General features: G+C 33.7%; 28 protein-coding genes, 1 tRNA gene and 1 pseudogene. 19 read left to right on the top strand and 11 right to left on the bottom strand.

Features of this window, described 5'->3' with window-relative positions; genetic code table 11:
- The first annotated feature begins 9 nt into the window (after nt 1-9).
- From rplO to rpsT, 8 genes are read left to right on the top strand one after another with little or no spacing between them, the layout of a single operon-like run.
- Nucleotides 10-495 carry a 50S ribosomal protein L15 gene (gene rplO, locus phytr_RS03840; RefSeq protein WP_106874565.1) on the top strand — a complete coding sequence of 162 codons (486 nt, stop codon included), beginning with the start codon at nt 10-12 and terminating at the stop codon, nt 493-495.
- Nucleotides 482-1777 carry a preprotein translocase subunit SecY gene (secY, locus tag phytr_RS03835; RefSeq protein ID WP_106874564.1) on the top strand — a complete coding sequence of 432 codons (1296 nt, stop codon included), beginning with the start codon at nt 482-484 and terminating at the stop codon, nt 1775-1777. The genes rplO and secY overlap by 14 nt, the downstream gene beginning before the upstream one ends.
- Entirely contained in the window at nt 1778-2401 is a 624-nt protein-coding gene (locus phytr_RS03830) for an adenylate kinase family protein (protein WP_106874563.1), read from the top strand.
- 51 nt (nt 2402-2452) lie between these two features.
- The gene (gene rpsM / locus phytr_RS03825; RefSeq protein WP_106875035.1) at nt 2453-2833 is read left to right on the top strand and encodes a 30S ribosomal protein S13; all 381 of its coding nucleotides are present in this window, start codon (nt 2453-2455) and stop codon (nt 2831-2833) included.
- Between the two features lie 8 nt (nt 2834-2841).
- On the top strand, nt 2842-3222 hold the full coding sequence (gene rpsK, locus phytr_RS03820; RefSeq protein WP_106874562.1) for a 30S ribosomal protein S11: 381 nt from the start codon (nt 2842-2844) through the stop codon (nt 3220-3222).
- Nucleotides 3223-3228: 6 nt separating this feature from the next.
- Nucleotides 3229-4305 (top strand): DNA-directed RNA polymerase subunit alpha, encoded by a 1077-nt coding sequence (locus phytr_RS03815; protein WP_106874561.1) that lies wholly within the window; start codon nt 3229-3231, stop codon nt 4303-4305.
- A 9-nt stretch (nt 4306-4314) separates the two neighbouring features.
- Nucleotides 4315-4707: a 50S ribosomal protein L17 gene (gene rplQ, locus phytr_RS03810; protein ID WP_106874560.1), complete on the top strand. Its 393-nt coding sequence runs from the start codon at nt 4315-4317 to the stop codon at nt 4705-4707.
- Nucleotides 4708-4714: 7 nt separating this feature from the next.
- On the top strand, nt 4715-4981 hold the full coding sequence (gene rpsT / locus phytr_RS03805; RefSeq protein WP_106874559.1) for a 30S ribosomal protein S20: 267 nt from the start codon (nt 4715-4717) through the stop codon (nt 4979-4981).
- A gap of 38 nt (nt 4982-5019) precedes the next feature.
- On the opposite strand, the gene phytr_RS03800 is transcribed toward rpsT, so the two are convergent.
- Complete coding sequence (locus phytr_RS03800; RefSeq protein ID WP_106874558.1) at nt 5020-6486, bottom strand: ankyrin repeat domain-containing protein; 1467 nt, start codon at nt 6484-6486, stop codon at nt 5020-5022.
- A 79-nt stretch (nt 6487-6565) separates the two neighbouring features.
- Nucleotides 6566-7081: a P-loop NTPase family protein gene (locus phytr_RS03795; RefSeq protein WP_106875034.1), complete on the bottom strand. Its 516-nt coding sequence runs from the start codon at nt 7079-7081 to the stop codon at nt 6566-6568.
- Between the two features lie 665 nt (nt 7082-7746).
- Between phytr_RS03795 and phytr_RS03790 the strand changes: the two genes are divergently transcribed.
- The 4 genes from phytr_RS03790 to phytr_RS03775 all read left to right on the top strand — a co-directional run bounded on the left by phytr_RS03790 (nt 7747) and on the right by phytr_RS03775 (nt 10628).
- Entirely contained in the window at nt 7747-8283 is a 537-nt protein-coding gene (locus phytr_RS03790; RefSeq protein ID WP_106874557.1) for a septation protein A, read from the top strand.
- Nucleotides 8284-8482: 199 nt separating this feature from the next.
- Nucleotides 8483-9106: a YqgE/AlgH family protein gene (locus phytr_RS03785; RefSeq protein WP_158706853.1), complete on the top strand. Its 624-nt coding sequence runs from the start codon at nt 8483-8485 to the stop codon at nt 9104-9106.
- Entirely contained in the window at nt 9099-10004 is a 906-nt protein-coding gene (locus phytr_RS03780) for an ABC transporter ATP-binding protein (protein ID WP_106874555.1), read from the top strand. Before phytr_RS03785 ends, phytr_RS03780 begins: the two co-directional genes overlap by 8 nt.
- A 114-nt stretch (nt 10005-10118) precedes the next feature.
- The gene (locus tag phytr_RS03775) at nt 10119-10628 is read left to right on the top strand and encodes a hypothetical protein (RefSeq protein WP_106874554.1); all 510 of its coding nucleotides are present in this window, start codon (nt 10119-10121) and stop codon (nt 10626-10628) included.
- 2 nt (nt 10629-10630) lie between these two features.
- Here phytr_RS03775 and phytr_RS03770 read toward each other — a convergent pair whose 3' ends face one another.
- The 3 genes from phytr_RS03770 to phytr_RS03760 are packed head-to-tail and all read right to left on the bottom strand — an operon-like array spanning nt 10631 to nt 13531.
- Nucleotides 10631-12028 carry an NAD(P)(+) transhydrogenase (Re/Si-specific) subunit beta gene (locus phytr_RS03770; protein WP_106874553.1) on the bottom strand — a complete coding sequence of 466 codons (1398 nt, stop codon included), beginning with the start codon at nt 12026-12028 and terminating at the stop codon, nt 10631-10633.
- Between the two features lie 8 nt (nt 12029-12036).
- Nucleotides 12037-12429: an NAD(P) transhydrogenase subunit alpha part 2 gene (locus tag phytr_RS03765; RefSeq protein ID WP_106874552.1), complete on the bottom strand. Its 393-nt coding sequence runs from the start codon at nt 12427-12429 to the stop codon at nt 12037-12039.
- Entirely contained in the window at nt 12419-13531 is a 1113-nt protein-coding gene (locus phytr_RS03760) for an NAD(P) transhydrogenase subunit alpha (RefSeq protein ID WP_106874551.1), read from the bottom strand. Before phytr_RS03760 ends, phytr_RS03765 begins: the two co-directional genes overlap by 11 nt.
- A gap of 158 nt (nt 13532-13689) precedes the next feature.
- Here phytr_RS03760 and phytr_RS03755 point away from each other — a divergent pair, with 158 nt between their 5' ends.
- Both phytr_RS03755 and phytr_RS03750 read left to right on the top strand, forming a co-directional pair.
- A complete protein-coding gene (locus phytr_RS03755; RefSeq protein WP_106874550.1) occupies nt 13690-14331 on the top strand; it encodes a LolA family protein in 642 nt (213 codons plus the stop codon).
- Entirely contained in the window at nt 14318-14749 is a 432-nt protein-coding gene (locus tag phytr_RS03750) for a hypothetical protein (protein WP_106874549.1), read from the top strand. The genes phytr_RS03755 and phytr_RS03750 overlap by 14 nt, the downstream gene beginning before the upstream one ends.
- Before the next feature lie 388 nt (nt 14750-15137).
- Here the strand turns inward: phytr_RS03750 and phytr_RS03745 are convergent, their stop codons facing one another.
- The 4 genes and pseudogenes from phytr_RS03745 to phytr_RS06535 all read right to left on the bottom strand — a co-directional run.
- Complete coding sequence (locus tag phytr_RS03745) at nt 15138-16298, bottom strand: acyltransferase family protein (protein ID WP_106874548.1); 1161 nt, start codon at nt 16296-16298, stop codon at nt 15138-15140.
- 175 nt (nt 16299-16473) lie between these two features.
- A complete protein-coding gene (locus phytr_RS03740) occupies nt 16474-16935 on the bottom strand; it encodes an RDD family protein (RefSeq protein ID WP_106874547.1) in 462 nt (153 codons plus the stop codon).
- Complete coding sequence (locus phytr_RS03735; RefSeq protein ID WP_234352476.1) at nt 16932-17387, bottom strand: hypothetical protein; 456 nt, start codon at nt 17385-17387, stop codon at nt 16932-16934. The genes phytr_RS03740 and phytr_RS03735 overlap by 4 nt, the downstream gene beginning before the upstream one ends.
- Nucleotides 17388-17390: 3 nt before the next feature.
- A pseudogene (locus tag phytr_RS06535) lies at nt 17391-17483 on the bottom strand (zinc-ribbon domain-containing protein); the annotation flags it as partial.
- A 47-nt stretch (nt 17484-17530) separates the two neighbouring features.
- Here phytr_RS06535 and phytr_RS03730 point away from each other — a divergent pair.
- The 5 genes from phytr_RS03730 to phytr_RS03710 all read left to right on the top strand — a co-directional run bounded on the left by phytr_RS03730 (nt 17531) and on the right by phytr_RS03710 (nt 21645).
- Complete coding sequence (locus phytr_RS03730; protein ID WP_106874545.1) at nt 17531-18361, top strand: 2,3,4,5-tetrahydropyridine-2,6-dicarboxylate N-succinyltransferase; 831 nt, start codon at nt 17531-17533, stop codon at nt 18359-18361.
- A 1-nt stretch (nt 18362) separates the two neighbouring features.
- Entirely contained in the window at nt 18363-19517 is a 1155-nt protein-coding gene (dapE, locus tag phytr_RS03725) for a succinyl-diaminopimelate desuccinylase (protein WP_106874544.1), read from the top strand.
- Between the two features lie 22 nt (nt 19518-19539).
- Nucleotides 19540-19623, top strand: a tRNA-Leu gene (locus tag phytr_RS03720).
- 28 nt (nt 19624-19651) lie between these two features.
- The gene (tig, locus tag phytr_RS03715) at nt 19652-21031 is read left to right on the top strand and encodes a trigger factor (protein WP_106874543.1); all 1380 of its coding nucleotides are present in this window, start codon (nt 19652-19654) and stop codon (nt 21029-21031) included.
- A gap of 2 nt (nt 21032-21033) precedes the next feature.
- Entirely contained in the window at nt 21034-21645 is a 612-nt protein-coding gene (locus tag phytr_RS03710) for an ATP-dependent Clp protease proteolytic subunit (RefSeq protein ID WP_106874542.1), read from the top strand.
- 68 nt (nt 21646-21713) lie between these two features.
- Here phytr_RS03710 and phytr_RS03705 read toward each other — a convergent pair whose 3' ends face one another.
- Complete coding sequence (locus phytr_RS03705; protein WP_106874541.1) at nt 21714-22568, bottom strand: M15 family metallopeptidase; 855 nt, start codon at nt 22566-22568, stop codon at nt 21714-21716.
- A 230-nt stretch (nt 22569-22798) separates the two neighbouring features.
- On the bottom strand, nt 22799-23209 hold the full coding sequence (locus phytr_RS03700) for a hypothetical protein (RefSeq protein WP_106874540.1): 411 nt from the start codon (nt 23207-23209) through the stop codon (nt 22799-22801).
- Nucleotides 23210-23419 lie beyond the last annotated feature (210 nt).

The following is a 23419-nucleotide window of genomic DNA, read 5'->3' as shown; positions in this document are numbered from 1 at the left end:
ATAATATTTATGTTAACATTAAACAACTTATTTAGTAACCCTGGTAGCAGGAAGAACTCTAAAAGATTGGGAAGAGGTATTGGTAGTGGTAAGGGTAAGACTTGCGGTAGAGGTGGTAAAGGACAAACTGCAAGATCTGGTGTTGCTTTAAAATGGTTTGAAGGTGGTCAGACTCCTTTAATTAGAAGAATTCCAAAAAGAGGTTTTAACTCAAAGGCTAAGAAAGCTTATACAGCAATTTCTTTGGAAAGAATTTTAGATGTAGTAAGCAACCTTGATAAAAAGCCTAAAAAGCTCGTCATTAATAATGAGTTTTTGTATCATCATGGTTTAATTAAAAGCATTGAAGATAAAGTAAAATTATTATCAGTTGATTTTGCAGATGAAGAAGCATCTTTTTCTGGTTTTATTTTTAAAGTATTTAAATATTCTGCAGGAGCTAGATCTTTTATCACTTCTGTAGGAGGTAATATAGAGGAAAATGAAACAAACTAAAGCTTTCTTTTCAAAATCTGGATCAGATCTTTTTGATAGGATTTGGTTTACGTTTTTGTTGCTGATAGTTTTTAGAGTAGGTTCTTTTATACCAATCCCGGGTATTGATTCTGGGGCGCTTTCAGAAATTGCAACACGCAACCAATCTGGGGTTCTTGGAATGTTCAACGTTTTATCTGGAGGTGCATTAGGTAGGATGTCAATTTTCGCATTAGCGATCATGCCATATATTACTGCGTCGATCGTAATGCAACTTTTATCTGTTGCTTATAAGCCTTTAGAAGATTTGAAAAAAGAAGGCGAAGCTGGAAGAAGGACAATAAACCAGATTTCAAGATATTTGACCATAGTTCTTGCGATGCTTCAGGCTTATGGTGTTGCTGCTAGTTTACAAGGTGCATCTACCTCTTTAGGGGCTGTAGTAATAATTTCTGCTACATTTTTTAAAGTCTCAACTGTTTTGACGCTAGTTGTAGGCACAATGTTTTTAATGTGGTTAGGAGAGCAAATTAGTGCTAGAGGTATAGGTAATGGAAGTTCATTAATAATATTTTTTGGTATCGTATCAGGTTTGCCAAGCGCTGTAATTAATTTATTTGAATTTTCTAGAAAAGGAGTAATTTCATATTTAAGCGTGCTAGTAATCTGCCTTAGCATGATACTTATTGTTGCTTTTATAGTATTTTTAGAAAAAGCATTTTGTAAGGTGAATGTTCAGAATCCTGGTAACAGAGCCCAAGCAGGACAAGCAAGGTCGAATTATATACCTATAAAAATAAATATGTCTGGTGTCATACCTCCAATGTTTGCAAGTTCTGTATTGCTTTTTCCTGCAACATTAGCTAACTTCTATAAGGGGGATTCTGCAATTATGGAGTGGTTTATGTTTAACTTCGGTCGAGGTAAGCCAGCTTTTTTAATCTGCTATATGTTGTTAATATTCTTTTTCAGCTTTTTTTATGCCTCTGTTGTATTTAATGCGGAAGAAATTTCATCTGGTTTGAAAAAAAGTGGAGTGTTTTTGCCTGGAAGGCGTCCTGGTAAAGCTACGGCTGAATATTTAGATTATGTGGTGAGTAGAATTACAGTAATAAGTGCAGTCTACCTTTGCGTGATATGTGTTGTACCTGAGGTGATAATGAACAAGATATCTTCTTTTACTTTAGGTGGTACTAGTTTGCTTATTTGTGTAAGTGTTGTTATAGATACTTTTTCGCAGATTCAATCATACGGTTTAAACAGACAGTATGAAAATTTAGTAAAAAAGATCAGGTTTTCTTAAATGAAGCGAATAATATCTTTTTTAGGATTGCCAGGATCTGGTAAAGGTACGCAAGCAGCACTGGTAACAAAAAAGTTAGGGATACCAAGTTACTCTATAGGGCAAGTACTTAGAGATGTGGATGATCCGGTGGTGAAAAAGTATATAGAAGCTGGTTTGATAGTGCCCGATAATGTTGTAAACAAGGTAGTTGAAGATTTGATGAAGTCGTTGGATAATGCCTGTTTACTTGATGGTTATCCAAGAAGTATGTCTCAGGCAAAGTTTTTGCATGATGCACCAAATATTGATGTTTTACCTATATATTTTAAGTTAGATGAAGAAGAGTTATTGGATCGAATCTCCTCTCGTATTCAATGCAGTGAGTGTGATTCTATATATAACGATGATATATTAGATGAAGGTGACTTTAGTTGTCAAAATTGTGGAGCTAAAGAATATTATCGAAGAAAAGATGATAATAAAGAAATTTTAGCTGTGCGTATTGAACAATTTAAGACGAATACTGTGCCGGTTTTGGATTTTTATGAATCTAAAAATCTGTTGCACACGCTTGATGCAAAACTTTCAATAGGGGCGTTAAAGAAAGATATAGTCCAGATTATCGAGGAATTTATACCTTGACACTGGGTACATATTAATGTATGATTTGTTAATATTTTTGAGAATTGAATGATGGCAAGAGTTGCTAATGTAAACATACCCGACAATAAAAAAGTAGCAATAGCTTTGACTTATATATATGGTATAGGTCTTTCTACAGCTAAAAATATTTGTCAAAATGTTGGTATATCTGAAGATAAAAGAGTTAAGGAATTAAAAGATGCAGAACTTGCTCTTTTAAGGGATTTTATAGGTAATAGTCTGAAAGTTGAAGGTGACTTGAGGCAGGAGGTATCTTTTAATATTAAGAAGAAAAAAGATATTCGCTGTTATGAGGGATTAAGACATATAAGAGGACTGCCGGTGCGAGGCCAAAATACCCATTCCAATGCTCGCACTCGTAAAGGTAAAAAAGGTTTATCAGTTCCTGGTAAGAAGATTGCAAAGAAATAAGATAATTTATGACATCTAAGACGACTGCCTCGAAGAAAAAAATTAAAAACATGAGTTTTGCACGGGTTTATGTTACCGTGACTCCAAATAATACATTAATCAACTTTACCGATGTACAGGGTAATACTTTTGCATCTAGTAGTGCTGGTAGGTATTTTAAAAACTCTAAAAAATCTACACCTTATGCAGCTCAAGTTGCATGTCAAAATCTGATTACTGTAGTTAAGGAATATGGTGTTAAAACCATCGAAATAGTTGTAAACGGTATTGGAGCGCAAAGAGATAGTGTGCTTAGATATCTTTTAGAATCTTTTAATGTAAGATTTATAATTGAAAAAACTCCTGTGCCACACAATGGTTGTAGGAGAAAGAAAAGAAGAAGAGTTTAGAAATTTATGTCTATAATCAAGCCAGAAAAACTAATCACCTCTCATATTGGAAAGCGCGCTATGCAGTGTATTGCTGAGCCTTTAGAGAGAGGTTTTGGTGTTACTTTAGGTAACGCGTTAAGGAGAGTACTGCTTTCTTCTTTACAGGGTGGGGCAGTGACGTTCTTAAAAATTAATGGAATCAATCATGAATTTCAGTCACTTCATGGAGTAAAAGAAGATGTGACCGACATAGTTCTTAATGTTAAGACTATGGTTATAAAGATGCTCAGTCCTAAAAGACAGACTTTAAGACTTCAAGCAGAAGGACCATGTGTTGTGACGGCTGGCATGATCGAAACTAATGAATTTGTTGAGATTATAGACCCAGATCATGTTATATGTACCTTGGATGCGAGTGCTTCCATAGACATGGAGCTAGTATGTGAAATTGGTAGAGGATATTTACCGGCTGTGACAATTAGAGAAAAATTTGGAGATAACCTTCCTTTCGCAAGGGGTCATACAATGGAATATATTGCTTTAGACGCATTATTTAGTCCTATAAAATCAGTATTTTATAAAGTAGAAAATACTCGTGTTGGACAGCGTACTGATTATGATAAACTAATTCTAAATTTTGAAACTAACGGAGCTGTATCTTGTGAAGATGCTTTAAGTTTAGCTGCTAAAATTCTTCAAGAACAGTTTTCTTTATTCTTGGTTAGAAATGCTCAAGAACATAAGGTCACAGATGATGATGAAGAGCGCGATGATATGAAATTCAATCCGGTCTTACTGAAAAAGCTATCCTCTTTTGATCTATCTGTCAGAGCTAAAAATTGCTTGAGCGGAGATAATATCGTATACATCGGGGATTTAGTACAAAAAACAGAGCCTGAGTTAATGAAGTTGCCAAATTTTGGTAAAAAATCATTGCATGAGATACTTCAATTGTTAGACAATCTTAATAGAGAATATAAAGAGGATAAGTCCAAAGCAGCTCGTTATGCTCAATTTGGACCATTAACTTTGGGTATGAAAATAGACGATTGGAACAAGGAAGTTATTGATAAGCTTATTAGAAAATCTAATTCAATTTAAGAAAATACTATGCGTCACGGAATTGCAGGAAAAAAGCTAAGCATGACATCAAGTCATAGAAAAGCTTTACTAAGAAATCTAGCTGTATCTTTAATTATGCATGATCAGATTAAGACTACTTTAGCTAAAGCTAAGCTTTTAAGACCTTATATAGAAAAAATTATTACAAAGGTAAAAAAGAAAAGTAGTTCAGGGCCAATAGGGCTTTCTTACCTAGGTCTTGATTTAAACAATGATGCAGCCCTTTATAGATTGCTTACTGTTGTAGCTAAAAGATATATTGCAAGGCCTGGTGGATATACCAGAATTATCAAAGAAAGTTTTAGAAAAGGTGATGGTGCTCCAATGGCTTATATAGAGCTTATTGGTTGGCAAAATGAAAAAACAAGCAAAACTGTATAATTAAGATATGAGTAACACTAGTTCTGCTAAAAAAGAATGTAGAAAATCTGCTAGACGTAAAGCTGTAAATGTTAATACTAAAAGTAGAGTTAAAACTTTCGTCAGGAAGCTTTTGACATTAATTACTGAAAATAAAAAGCAGGAAGCAACAGAACTATTTCCAATAGTTCAATCTGAAGTAATGAAAGCTGTATCCAAACGTATCCTCAAATTAAATACAGCTTCAAGAAAAATTAGTCTATTATCCAATAAAATGAAGGCACTACAACAGTAGTGCCTATAATAGACACCCTTTTTGTTGGTGTCTATATTTCATTCAATATCACTCTCATCTCCATAATTGCCTAGTTGTGCAGTATGCGTTTCTTGTGGCGTGATATCCTCAGATTTTGATGCTTCTAAGGTCGCTGATAAAGAATCTAGATCAAGATATTGAGCAACTTTTTCTTGTGCTAGACCATCTTTAATTACTGCTTTTAGTTTATTTAATAAGTCTTGGTCTAAATGGCTTAATAATAGTGGGTGAGAAAAGAATTTTGCGACAGTAGTGGCGGCGCATTTATTTAGATGTGTAGTAAGCTGCGTTAATTCTTGATGTTCAGGAAAGAATGTATGTAATTTACGTACAGTGTCTATGTTAATTAGATATGTTTTTTTATCTTTAATATGCTCTTGGGCTTCGTCGCATAATATTTTTAAATAGGAGTAGCCATGAAAGTTAAAGAATGCATTAATCGATTTAGCTGTATCATTATGTGTAGGGTCAATTGATTTATGTATATTGATTTGTATTATTTTTAGCGCTAGCAACTTGTCTCCTAAAGGGATTCGATAGACTTCCGTATGAAGTTCTTCGTGTGGCATTAAAAGATCTACAACTGAAGCTGTTGAAGTCATTGATTTGTCTTTTATGTTCTTTTTTGTTAAGGTATCTAGATTATTTTCAATTAGATATGTTCCGTAATTGATTAGAGCTATCATTGTTTTAATGCCAACTATTACTGGTGATAGTTCCCGACTAAAAATAATCTCCATAATACTTAAATTACCTCTGAGGGAAACACTAGCTTTGTCAAAAAGAATTTTTCCTGTCGGATCTGTGGTATCACACTTGGCGCCTAGTTTGAGCAATTTTATTACAGTTTGATCTTGGCCTTTTTCGGCCGCACAATACAGAGGAGTTAAGTTCTGAGATGTGTGTTCTAACATTTCAGGATATTTCTTAATTAAGGCTTCAAGGTTATTTGTTGCTCCCGCTAATGCGGCTATATGTACTGGAGTTGCACCAAATTTATTTAATTCCGTTAATTTAGCGCCCTCTTTTACTAGAAGAAAAATTGTTTTAATCGTGCAGCAGCATGACGCTATATGTAAAACTGTATGACCTTGATTATCCTTAGCTTTTATATCGGCTCTTAAGTCAAGTAAAAGCTTAATTATTTCATGATTTCCTTCCATTGCAGCCGAATGTAAAATTGTGTTACCCAATTTATCTTTTGCATTTAAATTAGCACCTTTTGCAATCAAGTATTCTACTAACTCTTTATTTCCACCTTGCACAGCTAGATGCAGAAGACTTTGACCTGAACTATTTTTGTAATTGACATCTATTTGAGATGTATCGATTAATTCTTTGCATGCGTTGAAGTTTCCTTCTGAACAATACATTTTAGCTTTATAGCCCGGACGGCTGAATATCAAGAAGTCTAAGACTCTGAATCCGATAATAAAAGAGTTGATAATAAGAGAGGCGAGATATTCAGCGATGTGCATAAACATAAGCGATAATATTTATATAAGCTTATAATATAATTATGCCTTTAATCTTATTTAAATGCTAGGGAGGAAATTAAAAGAGCTATGGAATTGTTAATTCCTTTTTTAGTTGAGATAAATCTATATCATTTTTAATTTCTATAAACGGAGGTTTTGGATACTTGGTCCTAAGCTTTTGGATTTTATTGGCAACTCTAGTTTCAAAACTCCACATGTAACATAGCAAACTCCACGTGATGCGTTCATGACAACCTTCGGCTCTATCATCAAATTTTGAATTTTTATAAAAATAGCGTTTTAAAATTCTCCAATAACAAATCCATCTTGGATAGTTAAAATATAAAATTAAATCAGCTTTGCTGTACCTTATTTCAAGGGATTTGGTACTATTGCCATCTATAATCCAAGAAGAATTTGCGACAATTGATTTTTGTATTTCAAGAAACTCTGAGTAATTTCTTTCTATCCAATTTGCTACATAGAAATGCTTATCGAGATGATGTAGGGGTAATTTGAGAGCCTTAGATAAAGCGAATGCAAATGTGGATTTACCGCTCCCAGGTCTGCCAAAAATCATTATTCTAGAACGGGATACCATAAATTTTAACATGCTAGATTATCAACCTGATCTTACTTAATATTTACAAGCTTTACAAGAAGGTGTAAGTTGTGTTACAATCTCGAATTAATAAAGACTAGTATGATGATATACAAATTTTTATTACCCTGCTTATCTGGCCAAAGTAATGAAAGCTTGAAGAGCTATTAGTTGATGGGAAAAATATTTTATTTTTCTTTCGGTAAAGTCAAAGTGTGTAAAAGTATCAGATTTAGATCAGTTGTTTATAGTAATTCAAATCAAACTGAAAGATTTGATAGTATAAGTTCAAGAAAGGAATAAAATAATTCTTGCAAAATCACTAGCTGTTACAGTGGTTGGTCTATTATAAAAGATATGTATGATTTTTAGGGTTTAACCAGTCCCAGAAAGTTGGGAAGGTTAGAAATGAATGTCGATTACTTTTATTTTAATTGCTGTAAATTTGATTGCAGGAGATTGGGAGTGATTAATCATTTTTGGTATAATAAATTTTTAAAATCAGATGGTCTAGGGCAGTTAGTAAATGATATCTAATATGAGTCTAATAGGTCAATTTTTAAAAATATTGATCAAATATAATATTAACCTTTCAATTCTAAAGGTAAGGACATTTATTATAACTTTTATAAATGTAAGTTTCACAAGTACGGTATTTAAGAGAAATGTTTAAATTAATAGTTGAATTCGGACCACTCATAGTATTTTTAATGACTTATAAGTATTCAGATATTTTTCTGGCTACAGCTCTTATGGTTCTCTCGACAATGATTTGTCTTCTTATCAGCTATTTGATCGATAAAAGAGTTTCTGCGTTGTTGCTTGTTTCATCAGTGATTTTATTAATACTTGGGGCTGTAACATTGATGACAGGTGACTCCATGTATATCAAGATCAAACCAACGATTGCATACTTGATTCTAAGCGGCATACTTTATTTTGGTATTAGGAAAAATAAGCCTTTGATGAAAAATGTGGTAGGTGAGGTTATTTCTATGAACCATGAAAGTTGGATGACTCTTTCTAAACGATTTGCTTTATATCTTTTGGGTATGGCTGTTTTAAATGAGTTTATTTGGCGCAACTTTTCAGAAAGTACTTGGGTAACATTTAAGGTCTTTGGAATGTTTCCAATAACCCTTCTTTTTGTGGGCTTACAGCTTCCATTTATAATGAAAAATATGGATAATAAGCCTGAGTAAGAGTTTTTCAGAACTTTTGCGCTTATCTAAATATATAAAAGCCCATAAATTATACTTTAGTATAAAAACATCATGGATTTATTCTTTGTTTTGTAAAACACAATAAGCATTGTAGAGACAAACTTTTTAGATTAGAATCTAAGATATCCCTTGAATTATGTGGAGGGCTTGCACTATATATTATGTAAAAAGCAGTATTATGTTAGAAAAAAATATTTTCGATTTATCTCAAATTAAAGGCGCAAGCACCTTAGCTGGTAAATTTATCGTTGCAAGTCCTTTTATAGGAGTTGGAGATATATTTAACCGGGCTCTAATTTATATTGCAGATCACTCTTCAAAAGGAGCTGTAGGACTTATGGTAAACCATCATATATATGTCGATAAAGTTTTGGGGCAAAATATGACAAACATCCTGATCAACGATACTAATGTTGATGGTGAAGAGATAATACTTTCGCCTAATATGCAAATATTTTTAGGAGGTCCGCTAGATCCAGAAAGGGGCTTTATAATACATTCTTCTGATTATAAAGAGGATCTTTTAACTCAGTGTGATAACGAAATTGCTATTAGCTGTAGCGCCAAAACTTTGAAAAGTATAATAACAGGACGTGGTCCGAAAAAAAGCCTTCTTGTTATGGGATATACCGCTTGGGATAAAGGTCAGCTTGAGAAGGAGATTGAGCAAAATCTTTGGATGCTGACTGAAGGAGATAGTGATTTAATCTTTAATATCCGTCATCAAGATAAATGGAAGCATGCTCTGCAAAGAATAGGCGTTGATCAATCCTTGTTCTGTGGTCAAATAGGGCATGGATAACTTAGCAATATCTGTTGCAGGTTTAAATAAATCTTATGAAGGGGCAAGCTCTCCAGCTTTACAAAATGTAAACCTTACCATTAGAAAAAATACTATTTTTGGTCTTTTAGGTCCTAATGGCGCTGGTAAATCTACTTTAATTAATATACTTGCGGGTATTACGCGTAAAACTTCAGGGCAAATAAATATTTTAGGCCTTGATTTAGACAAGGAGCCTTTAAAAATAAAGTATTTATTGGGTATAGTGCCGCAAGAGGTATACTTAGATACATTTCTTTCTATAAAAGATGCATTAGAATTTTATGCTGGTTACTTTAGGATCAAGCCTGATGATCGCAAAACTAAGCAAATTATAGAGGATATGGGACTTGGTGCAAAGATAAATAGTACTCCCCGAATGCTATCCGGTGGTATGAAAAGGAGGCTATTGGTTGCAAAGGCTTTAGTTCATTCACCTCCTATACTGATACTTGATGAGCCAACAGCTGGCGTAGATGTTGAATTGAGAAGTCAGCTATGGGATTATATTTTAAAATTAAAAGATAGGGGCGCAACCATTATCCTTACAACTCATTATTTAGCAGAGGCTGAGCATTTATGTGATGATATTGCATTTATTGATGAGGGAAAAGTGGTTTTATCGGATAAAAAAGAGCATTTGCTCAAAACTCTTGGAGCGAAGAAGATGATTATCGAATTTGATAATCTAGTCGATGTTAATGATCCTAAGTTTAATAAGTGGGATATTAAAGACAATAAACTTACTATTAACTTTGATTCGGAGCAAGACCTAAACAATTTACTTTGTAAGGTAATAGATTTGGGTATTAAAATTAAAGATATTCGGACTCAAAGCGACGATCTGGAAGCTATTTATAAAAAGATCTTAGTTCAATAGTAATTGTACTTGCGTAACATATTTTTATAATTTAATTTCCTATCACTCAAGCTATTAAACTATTGTTCTTAGAAAAATTAAACTAATATAAGTTTAATTTTAGACGGTAATGTTATGACTAATGCTTTTAAGAAATTTATAGAAGATTTCAAGAAAGATTTTAATGAACAACTTAATGTTTCCAAAAACATAAGAGATGAGGCTTTAGAAAGTGCTGTAAAAGATGGCAGTAGAAAATTATGGAGAGGAGATCGGGATCCATGGAAAGATTTACATGAAGTGCAAATGAGTCTTATAGATACTTTTGAGCAAGATGCTTGGAAAAGGGGAGAGTATAAGAGGGATGCTTTAGGACAAAATGCTGCTCACATGTTTATCTACCTAGAAAATGGAATGAGGAAATTAAATCTCAGAGTTAGACGCCATTTTATCTCAGGTGCTAGAGCTTTAGGGAAGAAATTTAAGGAATTTGGAGAATGGTTAGGTTTGGTGGCTCAAGATTTTAAAGATTATTTTACTGAAAAAGGAATGCAGGCTATAGGCAGTGCTTTGGAAGGTATTAACAAGCTCTCTCAGAGATTTAATGATATTGCTCAAGGCAGGGCAGGATCTCGCCAGAGGTAAAGCTACTCTTCCTTGAAGAAACGCAAAATCTCCTCTATAACACCTTTTGCATCACCAAATAGCATCATTGTATTCTGTCCATGAAAAAGCTCGTTTTCAATACCAGCATATCCTGCGTTCATTGATCTTTTGATAAAGAATACGGTTTTTGCGTTGCTTACTTCTAATATCGGCATGCCATAAATTGGACTTTGAGGGTCGTTCTTGGCTGCGGGGTTTGTAATGTCATTAGCTCCAATGACTATCACAACATCGGTGTTAGCAAAATCATTATTAATCTCCTCTAGCTCAAATACTTTCTCATAGTCTATGTTTCCTTCAGCAAGCAACACGTTCATATGACCTGGCATTCTTCCCGCCACGGGGTGAATAGCGAACTTTACGGATTTCCCCTTTTCTTCTAATAAATCAGTTAACTCTTTTACGGCACCTTGTGCTTTTGCAACAGCCATACCGTAACCTGGTACTATAATAACGCTTTCGCTGTTATGTAAGATAAATGCTGCATCTTCTGGGCTGCTAGTTTTGATAACTACATTTTCTTTTTTGCCATCTTGAGATGAAACGCTGGTGGTGTCAGTAAATGGCGAGAATATTACGCTTAAGAGAGATCTATTCATAGCTTTGCACATTACGTAACTAAGTATTGCTCCACTTGCGCCAACTAATGCCCCAACTATAATTAATAGACTGTTTTGTAAGGTAAATCCAATTCCAGAAGTCGCCCAACCAGAATATGAATTTAACATTGAGACGATAACTGGCATATCTGCAGCACCTATAGGAAGTATTAGTAAGATACCAATTATGAATGCTATTAGGGACATGAGCCCAAAAGCCCAAGGACATCCTGATAATACAAAACGCGCGATTGTAGCTATAAGTAAGATAGTTAATAAACCTAAAAAGTATTTTTGTCCTAGGAATTTGCGAGTTTTTGCAAAAGGCATATTTGCAAGTTTGCCAAATGCTATAATAGAGCTAGAGAAAGTGATCATACCAATCACCATCCCAAGACTCATCTCTAACAGTACAGAAGATGGAAGTTTTCCACTTAAACCAATATTTAATGATTCAGGATTTAAAAATGCACTAAATGCAACTAGACAAGCGCTAAGCCCAATAAGGGAATGGAAGCCTGCGATCAGCTCGGGTAGTTTATTGATAGATATGGTATATGCAATATATGTTCCAATAAAGGCTCCTGCCATAATTGGGATTAAAACGAAAAAGTATTTATTAAACGCAGGATGCATGAACGATGCCCAAAGAGCAATACCCATCCCAAGCATTCCAAACAAGTTACCCCTTACAGCGCTTTTGGGAGATGCAAGGCCTTTAAGTGATAGGATAAAAAATACTGAACAAACCAGATAGATTAAGTGAATGTGTTGGTACATATAGCTATTTATTTTTTCTTCTGAAACATATCAAGCATACGCTTTGTAATCATGAACCCTCCAAATAGGTTGATTGCTGCAAAAAATATTGCAAAAAAACCTACTAAACTCGAAAGTTCTAAGGTTTTTGCACCAGCTGCCGCTATTCCTCCTACTATGATAATGCTTGAGACCGCATTGGTAAGGGACATTAAAGGAGTATGTAGCGCTGGTGTTACCTTCCATACGACGTAATATCCAATAAAACACGCAAGTACGAATACTGTAATTGCAAATGAGAAATAGTCTACATGTGCCCCATGGCTAGCTACTGCTTCCACTGGAGTCTCGGCAAGTTTTGCGGCAAGCTCTTGCATTAGTTCATAAAGCTTTTGAGACTGTTTAATTAAATCATAATCCATAAACTACTTTACCTTCGAAAGTTACTAACATAGATTTTATAACATCATCACTTGCGTTTAATACACCATCATTAAAAGCATAGGTGATAACATTATATAAGTTTTTTGCATAAAGTCTTGAGGCATCATTTGGCACAAGTCCAGCAAAATTAGTGTAACCTATAATCTTTACACCATTTATATCAACAATTTTATCTGCCTTCGTCAATTCTGTATTACCACCAGTACCCGCGGCAAGATCAATTATAATAGATCCAGGCTTCATTTGCGCAATCATCTCTTTAGAAATCAGGATAGGAGCTTTTTTACCGGGAATTTGTGCGGTAGTAATTATGATATCATTATTCTTTGCTGCATTTGTCAGAATCTCATTTTGAGCTTTAACACTTGCGCTATCCAGTTTAGCTTTAGCATAACCAGACTTAGTTTCACAATCTTGCAGATGAGTATTAATGAATTTTGCCCCCAGACTCTCTACCTGCTCCTTCGTAGCTTGACGCACGTCATAAGCCTGAACAATGCCGCCTAGTCGTTTAGCAGTAGCAATTGCTTGAAGTCCAGCAACTCCTGCCCCAATTACTAAAGTTTTTTTGGCTAAGATAGTACCAGCTGAAGTCATAAGCATGGGGAAGATTCCTAGGCAGTGATATGCAGCTTCAATGACCGCTCTATATCCTGCTAGATTGCTTTGGGATGATAAGACGTCCATATGTTGAACCTTACTGATCCTTGGCATTAACTCAAGAGACATAGCGTTGATTTTTTTATCCGCATAAGCTTCAAATAGATTTTTTTCGGAATTAAGTAACAGACCGATAATTAGAGCTCCCTTTTTTGCAAAACTTAGTTCATTAATTTTTTCATCAATTGGAGTAGGTTGAACTTTTAAGATAATATCAGCATCTCCAATCACCTCTAGCGGTACTTTAGACACTTTAGCGCCAGCAGCGATATAATCTTCATCGCTAAATCCTGCAGCAAGACCTGCTTTAGTTTCAATGCATATATCAAATTTTGAACGAATAAATAGCTTTACTATATCTGGTGTGATTGCTACTCTTGTTTCATTGGGATGTCTTTCTTTTAGGGCTGCAATTTTCATAGGACTTGCAAGAAGTTCTTTTTGGTTATTTTGGTGTCAGAATCGTGCTCAAATCCTCAAATATGTTAAATATTCTCCGGTTTTCCGCGCGCTTCTTCCTAAAAATACCTCAAAAATAATCATCTTGCAACAGTGTTAAGAATAGATGGATAAATTATATGTTTTTAAAAATATTATTTGCTTGTATATATTTTTTGTTAGATTACGGCGTAATTTTTGCTGAGGTAGATCATAATTTAGTAAAGCAAGCAGCTTATAGTTTAAGTAAATTAGATAATGTTGCGATCGAGTTTACTCAAATTGATCAGAAAGCTAAAAAAGCTAAAGGAAAATTATTAATAAAAAAGCCTTATCATTTTAGATGTAATTACTATCCTCCATACCCTTTACTTATAGTAGGAGGCAAGAAATACGTAACGATTTATGATTATTCGCTAGAGACAATAACTCGAATAGATACAAAAGACAGCATTACTAATATTTTGCTTGTAAATAATTTAGACTCCAATGATAATTTTAAGGTTGTACAAACTCGTAAAAGCGATGACTATATAGTGATTAAAGTGCTATACCTTGATAAAAATCAGTTTAGTGAGCTATTTTTTGATACTAAAACTTTAGTTTTAAGTAAGATAAAGATATATGAAATGAATGCTCCTTCAATAATTTTGGATTTAGATCCTCCCGTGAAGGTGAAAAAGTTTGCAAAAGATTTATTTTTGATACCAAGCCCAGAGATTTTTGGTAAGCCTAAATTTTTAAAAAAGAAAGAATTAGAAGACAAGTATGAGCCCTATTGAGAAATTATTTTTTCTGTTTACTGATACATTCTATAGCAATTTGGTTCTATCGTTTGATTCAGAAATAGCCTTTTGGGCGATATATGAATTTGACGGTTTAAGCAAGATAGTCATAATTGTTTTGTTAGCTGGTATTACCTTTGCAATGCTTGCAAATTATTTTTTTGGCGTTGTTTTGCATAATATGTTTATTAAGGGTTCAAATGGTGACCGTCTGGTAAAATATAATAGTTTGGGTGACATGTGGCAGAGGTGGCATATGACCTTATTTTGTCTATGTTTAGTTCCTAATGCTTACAAGGTGCTTTTAGTATTGTGCGGATTTTTAAAATTCAACTTTCCAAGGACTATGGGAGTAGTTGGATTTTTCAAAGCAGTGATGATTATATTATCTGGGGTCTATCACATAGCATTGTAAGGATTTTTAGCCCCTACCTTTACTTGGCGAAGGTGATCCTTCTGATACATTAGATGCCCATGTCGCTTTTTTACTTCCTCTACCCTCAATAGTTTATTTTTTCTCAACATCTGCCTTTTCTTTTGAGGGTACATCTCGAGATAATTTAAACAATCATTTCAAATACCCATCTAAGGGATTTACTAAAATAGGCACCGTTAACAAACTATTTGTTTTTAAGGATTTTTAAGTGTTAGATGAGCATAGAAATGAAATATCAGACCTTGAGTATTTGAGCAAGGTTGCAACCCTTAAAAATACCAAAAAGTTTTTTAACGTGCATATTTTTGCTGGCTTCATTAATTACAGGACCTATTTTAAGAGAAATGGGTCATAAAGTGATTCTAGTCTAAATCACTTTTTGTAGGTATATGGGAGGTGTTTTTACGTTATCTTTAGTAAGTAATTTAGACCTTATCATTTTTTTTGCCGGAATTTCAAGGAATTTATACGATAGGTACGACAAAGCAAACAAGGCTAGAAAATATAGTACAAAAGTTCTATAAGTATGAAGTTGAAGATTTATATTATATTTAAAAAATAAAATATAGATAAAAAGCTGCAGAGGAACATGCCATAAATATATTGAATAAGAAATATCACCGAAGAAACCAAATAGTTTGTTACTAAAAAATTTGTTCAATACGGGAGAAATCGAGAGCGACAAAATAAGTCCTGGATGTATTATCATACTAAAAGATAGAAAGAAATCTTCAAAAGGATCTTGTATCAAACTATGTGGGTTTGATGATAATGTTAGGTGAGTTAATACATACCCTGTAACAGATAAAAAGAATGCAGTAAAGCCTATAAAGTTTAAATAACTATCAAAATTATCCTTAAGGTACTTTACGCAGTAGTATAAAGTTCCTCCTAAAAAAAAGTTAGACAGGCCTCTTTCAAAATCAGCAGAAAAAATAATCATACCGAAACGAATATCGTTACTATATGCAGTAAAAAAAAGCAGAGAGATTAAAGGGGCTAAAAATCCCAGTTGTTTAGGGTAAGAGTATGATAGATAGAAGAATATGAGATAGAGCCAAAATTCGATAGCCAAACTCCAAGTTGGTCCATTGAATGAAAAGTCGCCTCCAAAGAATCCACGTTGTAAGAAGCATAAATTGGTAAAGAACGTAAAGTAGTTATTATTATGGTAGATGAAAAATTTGCCTTGGTTAATAAAAAGTGTATACTGCAGAATACTGGTAATAACCAATGTAATTAAAATTAAAGGGTAAAGCCTTGATATTCTTAGTATTACGAATTCTTTAAATTTGACTTCTCTTGAGCTGATTTTTTCTGCGTAATAGCAAAAAAAAATAAAACCGCTCAAACAAAAAAAGAAATCTACAAAAAGCCCTCCTAGCTTATAGCAAATAATTAACGCATTTGAAAACGGTGCACTAATAAACTGTGGAAAATCGATAAAGTGTAGATAATGACGAATACATACACCAATAGACGCAAATCCCCTTAATGAATCTAGGGCGTAATTTCTATCCTTCTCCATGCTATGATTTTATATGTTATAACCTAAGATGCCATAATATCATATAATAATAGGAATTAAAATTGATAGAAATTACAGATATATCATATTTATATAAGATATATCAAAATTAGCCAAAATTAATATGTTTGTAAGATATTCTTGTCAATCGAGAGTTGTAAAGTTATTAACAACCTTACCTACTTATAATCACGGTTTTGGATATCATATCGTGTAAAGCTTGCTTACGTTTTGTAAACAACGTGAAAAGGATACTAATAGGAAAGAGAAACAGAGCGAAAAATCGTATAATAAATTGTGATCTTGTTGGTTTTTGCAAAGTATCGTTATCTAAGATTTTCATGCCTAAGGCAAGTTGAGAAGGTGTTGCGGAAAAGTAAAACCAAAACCCAAGGACGTATACACAAAAAAGTATCAGTTGTATCATGATATTTACCAAAAAAATTTTCATAAATCCCACTTCGCCTATGACTTCTAATAATGCCTTTACGTTATCTACCTTATTTATCCAAAAAACTACTTGAAAGATAACATTATTCAGCACAAATGCTACAAACATGAGAAATGTTGAATCCAAAATCATTGTAAACATTCTGGTGATAAAAGTTGGATATACTATTTGTTTATTCTGTATCATAGAACTTTGTTTAAATAATTATTAACCTGATATAAAGCAAAATCTGCTATGTTAAGGAGCTTTAAATCTATCTTTTCAAAATCTTCTACATCTTGGAAAGAAGTTTTTACAATCATATGCTCACCTTGGCGCAATGAAAAATTATTTGTAACAAATTTAGTTGCTATAGTTTTTTTTCCTTGCACAAAAGTCACTTGGATGACGTTGGGATTAAAAAATGAAAACGCTGGACCTGGTTCTTTTTTGTCAATCTTTACAAATAATGCTATTGATTTATCATCCTCCCTTATAAATTTATCCAAAGAAGCTTCAAACTTCATATCACTTAAAGCAGAGATTGAATAATAGAGCGCAACGAGTAATAATAGTAGGAATACGAAACTTTTAAACAAGAAGCATATGAATTTTGTAAGCCAGCAAGTATTAGCTTTGCAAGGTTTTTTATCCCACATATGCTCACATTTGGAGCATTTTAGCTTCGTTGCTTTTTTTAAAATTTTTGTATCTGCAATGAAAACGGCTTGGCAGTTAGGACAAGATACGTGCATAGTATAAAATATAAAGATTATAATAATAAGGTTACTTTAAACATTATATGAATCAAACGCAAGTAGTAGAAAAAATAGAGGATTTATGGAAAGAAAAAGAGGCAATTTTGCAAAATTATCATGCTAAAACTAAAGCTTTGGAATTTTTAAAAAATATTATTAGCATGCTTAATGAAGGTAAAATTAGAGCTTGTGAAAAAAGGGAAGGCGTTTGGCAGACAAATGTTTACGTTAAGCAAGCTATTCTGCTTCTATTTAAATTTGCTGACAACAAAGTTTTTGATTCACCTTTTGGTAAGGGATATGATAAAATTGATGCAAGATTTGGTGAGAGTAGCCCGCACGAAGAGTTTAAAAATAGAAATTTGAGGATTGTTCCAGGTGCGATTATAAGAAATGGAGTGTTTATAGGATCCAAAGTGATTATTATGCCTTCTTTTGTTAATATTGGCGTGTGGATTGATGATAATTCAATGATTGATAGTATGGCGACTATTGGCTCTTGTGCGCAAATTGGAAAATCTTGTCATATTTCAAGCTGTGTAACGATTGGAGGAGTCTTAGAGCCTATAAATGCAAATCCTGTAATTGTTGAAGATAATTGTTTTATAGGCGCGGGATCTCAAATTAGTGAAGGAGTTGTAGTGGGAGAGGGAAGCGTAGTAGGAGCTGGAGTTATTTTAACTAGCTCAACTAAGATATATGATAAAGAAACCGGAGAAGTTTTATATGGCGCTGTTCCTCCTTATAGTGTAGTTGTGCCCGGCATCGTGCCTTCAAATAATAGTATTATAAGTTTAATTTCTCCGATTATAATTAAAAAGGTAACTGCTCAAACTAGAGTAAAAACTTCTATTAATCAAATGCTAAGACCTTAAAATGAGTCCATATAAAATAGATCTTGTAGGGCTTGCGAAAAAGCTCATAGAATTTCCATCTATTACTCCATATAGTAGCGGGTGCATAGAATATATAGATGATTTGCTGAAACATTATGGTTTTAAAACTCACATCTTAAAGTTTGGACCTGAGTATCAGCAAATAACAAATCTTTATGCTTATAAAAATCAGGGTCCTAATTTATGTTTTGGGGGACATGTTGATGTTGTGCCATGTGGTGATTTAGAGCGTTGGAAATATCCTCCATTTTCAGGCCAAGTTGATGGTGATAGGCTATATGGTAGAGGTGCGGTGGATATGAAAGGAGGGCTTGCGGCTATGATTTTGGCAGCGCGAGATTATTTGATAAACAATGATACTGATCAAGTCAGTTTTCTAATTACTTCAGATGAAGAAGGGGTAGCAAAATACGGTACAAAAGCTGTAATGGAATGGTTAGAGGATAAAGGAATGAGAATGGATTTTTGCATTTTAGGAGAGCCTACTTATCAAGAATATTTTGGAGATTCTTTGCAAATTGGGCGAAGAGGTAGTGCAAATTTTGTTTTAGAAGTTTATGGCAAGCAAGGGCATGTTGCATATGATAACTTCTCTAATCCTCATATTCCAGCAAATAAGATTTTAGATTTTTTGATCGATGATATATTAGATACTGGTAACGACATGTTTCCAGCATCAAAATTAAACATTACATCTATTGATACAAGTAACATTGTAACGAATATAGTGCCTGAAAAAACTTCTATTAGGTTTAACGTAAGATTCAATAATCTGCATTCAGCCCACTCTTTGAAATTATTTTTGAAAAACAAAATCTTGCAAATTACGCCTCATTTTAAATTAGAGTTACTTGAAGGAGAGTCTGAGCCTTTTATAACTAACATAAAAAATAAGTATGTGGAATTATTTCAGCAATCAATTAAACAAATAACGGGACGAAAAGCTCAGCCCACAACCTATGGTGGTACTTCGGATGGTAGATTTATTGTTGATACTTGTCCGGTTGTAGAATTTGGGCTAGCTAGTAATGCGGCTCACCAGGTAGATGAGCACTTAATTATTAGTGATTTAGAAAAATTATATAGCGTATATTATAATTTTCTGCTACAATTCTTTGATGCGCAGTCAAAATAATTCTTTTTAGACAATGCGACATGCGGATGTGGCGGAATGGCAGACGCACCAGACTTAGAATCTGACGCCGAGAGGCATGGGGGTTCAAGTCCCTTCATCCGCACCAGAAATATTTGTAAAATAATATAGGCAGTATGTCAGAAATTCAAAATAGTAGCTTAGAAAAAGAAGTTAAGGTAAATATACCTGCGGCTGAAATGAATCAGAAATTTGAAGAAAAATTATCTGAAGCTGCATCTCTTGTACGTATGCCAGGCTATAGACCAGGTAAGGCTCCTAAATGGTTAGTGGTTAAGCAGTTTGGCGATGCGATTTATAATGAGCTCGTGCAGGAAGCAATAAAAGAATCTGTCGAAAAAGAGATTAAGGATCTTAATGTTTTTGGTGACCCTGAGCTAAAGGATTTGCAAAGAGAGAGGGAAAAAGATTTATCTTTCACTCTGAAGTTTGAGGTAATGCCAGAAATTAAGTTGCCTGATTTTAAGGAAATTTCTGTTGAAAAGCCTGTGGTTCAAGTTCAAGATAAAGATATAGATAAAGAAATTCAAAATCTTTTAAAAGGAGCTTTTGATTACAATCCTAAAACTGATCCTGCTGAAAAAACAGATCGTTTGCTCCTTGATATAACAAAAGATCAAATAGTTGCTCAAGGAATTTATTTCTTACCAAAAGATGCAGCATTGGTATTTAGTAAGCATCATACACATACAGACAATAAAGATCATCAAGAATGCCATAAACTGATACATGATACACATCTGGCAACAAAATTACAGAAGAGTGTTATTGGTAAAAAAATAGATGATACTTTTGATGTTACGGTCAATTATCCAGATGACTTTGAGGATAAATCATTAGCTGGCAAAAAGGTCAAATATCAGGTAAAGGTGTGTGGTATAGATGCTAGTGTGCCTGCTGAATTGAATGATGACTTTGCTAAAAAATTTGGACATAAAGGCATCAAAGAGTTAAAAGAAGGTATTAAGAAGTTTAAAGAAAACGCCGTTCAGGAGCAGGTTTACACAATTTTATCCTTAAGACTTTTCAATAAATTAGAAGACGTACTTGATTTTGAAGTACCACCTAGTTTGATAGAGAGAGAGTATAAGACAATTTTTGACAGAGTCCAGAAAGTTAAAAATGAGGATGAATTTTGGAAAGATAAAAAAGAAGAAGAATTAGTATCTTACTCTAAAAAATTTGCATCTCGTAGAGCTCGTATTGGTATGGCTCTTAATGAATATGCAAAGCAAAAAGATATAGAGATTGATAATAAAGATCTGGAGGAGACATTTATGAGAGAAATCAGGAGCATGCCGTTGTCTGATCAAGCAGCTGCAGTTCAGTGGTTTTACAAAAATCCTGAGAATATAAAAATGTTTTCAGGGGCAGCTCTTGAGCGCAAGGTCGTAAAGTTCATTTTAGAACATGAAGTTCAGAGCAAGGAAAAGACTTGTAAATTTGAGGATCTAGAGAAGATTTTAGATAAAGAAACAGAAAATAAATTAGCGTAATTATGAACAGCTTCGTCCCTATCGTTATCGAACAAACAGCAAGAGGTGAGCGTGCATATGACATATACTCAAGGCTCCTTAAGGAAAGAATAATCTTTGTTTGTGGTACTATTGAGGATGGGATGGCTAATTCTATAATCGCTCAGCTATTATTCTTAGAGTCAGAAAATCCAGAGAAGGATATCTATATGTATATTAACTCTCCTGGGGGAGTTGTAACTGCTGGACTTGCGATATATGACACTATGCAATATATCAAGCCTAAGATTGCGACGTTTTGTTTGGGTCAAGCTTGTTCTGCTGCATCCTTGCTTCTTATGGCTGGTGAAAAGGGTTTAAGACATGCTCTTGCAAATAGTCGTATAATGATCCATCAACCTTCTGGTGGTTTCAGGGGTCAGGCAACTGATATTGAGATCCATGCTCAAGAAATTATTAAAATCAAAAAGAATCTAAATAATATCTACGTTAAACATACATCTCAAAAACTTTCTGTAGTTGAGCGTAGTATGGAGCGTGATAATTTTATGGATGCTAAAGCTGCAAAAGATTTTGGCTTAATCGATAAGATTATCGAAAAACGTGAAATTTATCTAAAGCCTTCTAATAGGTAATTGCCTTTGTATATACAGGTATGCTAGATTTTTACATTTTACAGTTGTAAGTTAGACTCATTTCAAATTTAAGAAACCTGTTCTATTTGTGTACCATCAGTTCCAGATAGATCTATATCAACTTTGGTAGTTTGATAATTCTCTAAAAGCAATTCAGGACGATATTCAAAGTGCATGGTATCATAATGAAACCATTTTCCTCCCCATATAAAGCCATGCTTCTCAAAAATCTCAACAATCTCGTAAGGAATTTTATTACGATATGCAGGAAATTTGGTCATATCTACGTCTGATTCGTTCACAACTGCATCTTGTGGCAGACCTAGTTCTTTTTTATAGTCCCATAGCCAATAATTAGAATGGTGCACATTAATATCTATGGTCATACCAAAGCTATGTGCGCTCATTCTATCAGTACCTGCAATTACCCTCCAATTAAATGTTCCTCCGGGTTTTTCTAAAAATGGTTTAAAACTATCATCTCGCAAACATAAGTCGTCCAGTTCGGATGATATGGATGAAATTATTTCTGATACATTATTCACTTTAGTAACAAGAATTATGTATTTGGGAGAACCATCATCTTTAGCAAAGCTTTTTGGCAACCACTCTACCTTCACTAAGTTCTTTTTTACTTCTTCTTCTGTCTCGCCATACATTTTTTTAAAAAAAGGGGTATAACGTAACCTTCCAGGGTCGTAATTAACTTCTTTGGCCTTTTCTATTCCTTCTGAGCCAGCAATATAAGGGATGGATATTTGATCAAATAAAGAGGGATTTTCAAGCCTTTCTTGAAAAGTCTTTTCTCTTATATCGCCTAACGGCATATGGGTTTCATCCTTCCAAACAATAGAACTTTCTGTAACCCTTGTTATCTGAGTTGGATAAGGTTTTAAATAGGCCTCTGCAATGTTCGATTCCATAGTAGTACCTATATTTAATTGATTGTTTAAGTAAACTAATTTAATGATAGTTTATTGGAATTCAAAATGCCAACAGTAGGTTTAGTTTGTTTTGGTAATCTAATAGTGAGGTGTAATAGTTTTAAGGAAGTTGAAATTGTGAAAGAATTTAGGAATGATTGATAAGACTAGAAATAAAGTTTTTTGCACCTCTAGATTTATTAGGCGCTGGTAACAAGCGCCTAATGTTTTTAATATGCGGGTATAGATTCAGCTCCTACTAGATCCATATCTTCTTTGATAATATCGTGAGATTCTAAAGATTTTTCTCTTACAAAATCTAATGATTCCCCTAAATCGCTGTGTTTATATCCAAAAACAGGGCTTAGCAAATAATCAAAGGTACTTTTTACATAATCTTTCACGGTAACATGAGCTAATACACCGGTAAGTATCGATATAGTGCCGTTTGTGAAGTTATCAATTCGATCTGCGGTTATGTAGTAAGCATCTGGGCTAGCTATCTTGCCGCCAAGGTTAAAATAATTTGTTATTGCTGTGGCTGCTAAATTGACAGGAATTTCTATAGCTTTTTTTGTTAATGCTTCAGAAAGTAAGTGGCCTATTTGAACCTTGAGAGTTGATTTTGTATTGACAGACATAATAATTTTAACCTCTTAATGCTTAAAACAAATATAACTATACTTATAGTAAAATATTATTAAACAAATGTCAAGCAAATTATTATTAAATTTAAAGGCTAGTTAGGCAATGTATATTAAAAATTTAATTAAATTTATACTAAGTGCAGATAAGTTGATAAAAATCTTTAGATAATTTTAATGGTTTAAGCCAATAAAGCTGTGATAAAT

The organism is Candidatus Phycorickettsia trachydisci (assembly GCF_003015145.1).
Lineage (GTDB): Bacteria > Pseudomonadota > Alphaproteobacteria > Rickettsiales > Rickettsiaceae > Phycorickettsia > Phycorickettsia trachydisci.
The sequence above is the reverse complement of the archived record's forward strand: the minus strand, read 5'-3'. Positions and strand labels throughout refer to the sequence as shown.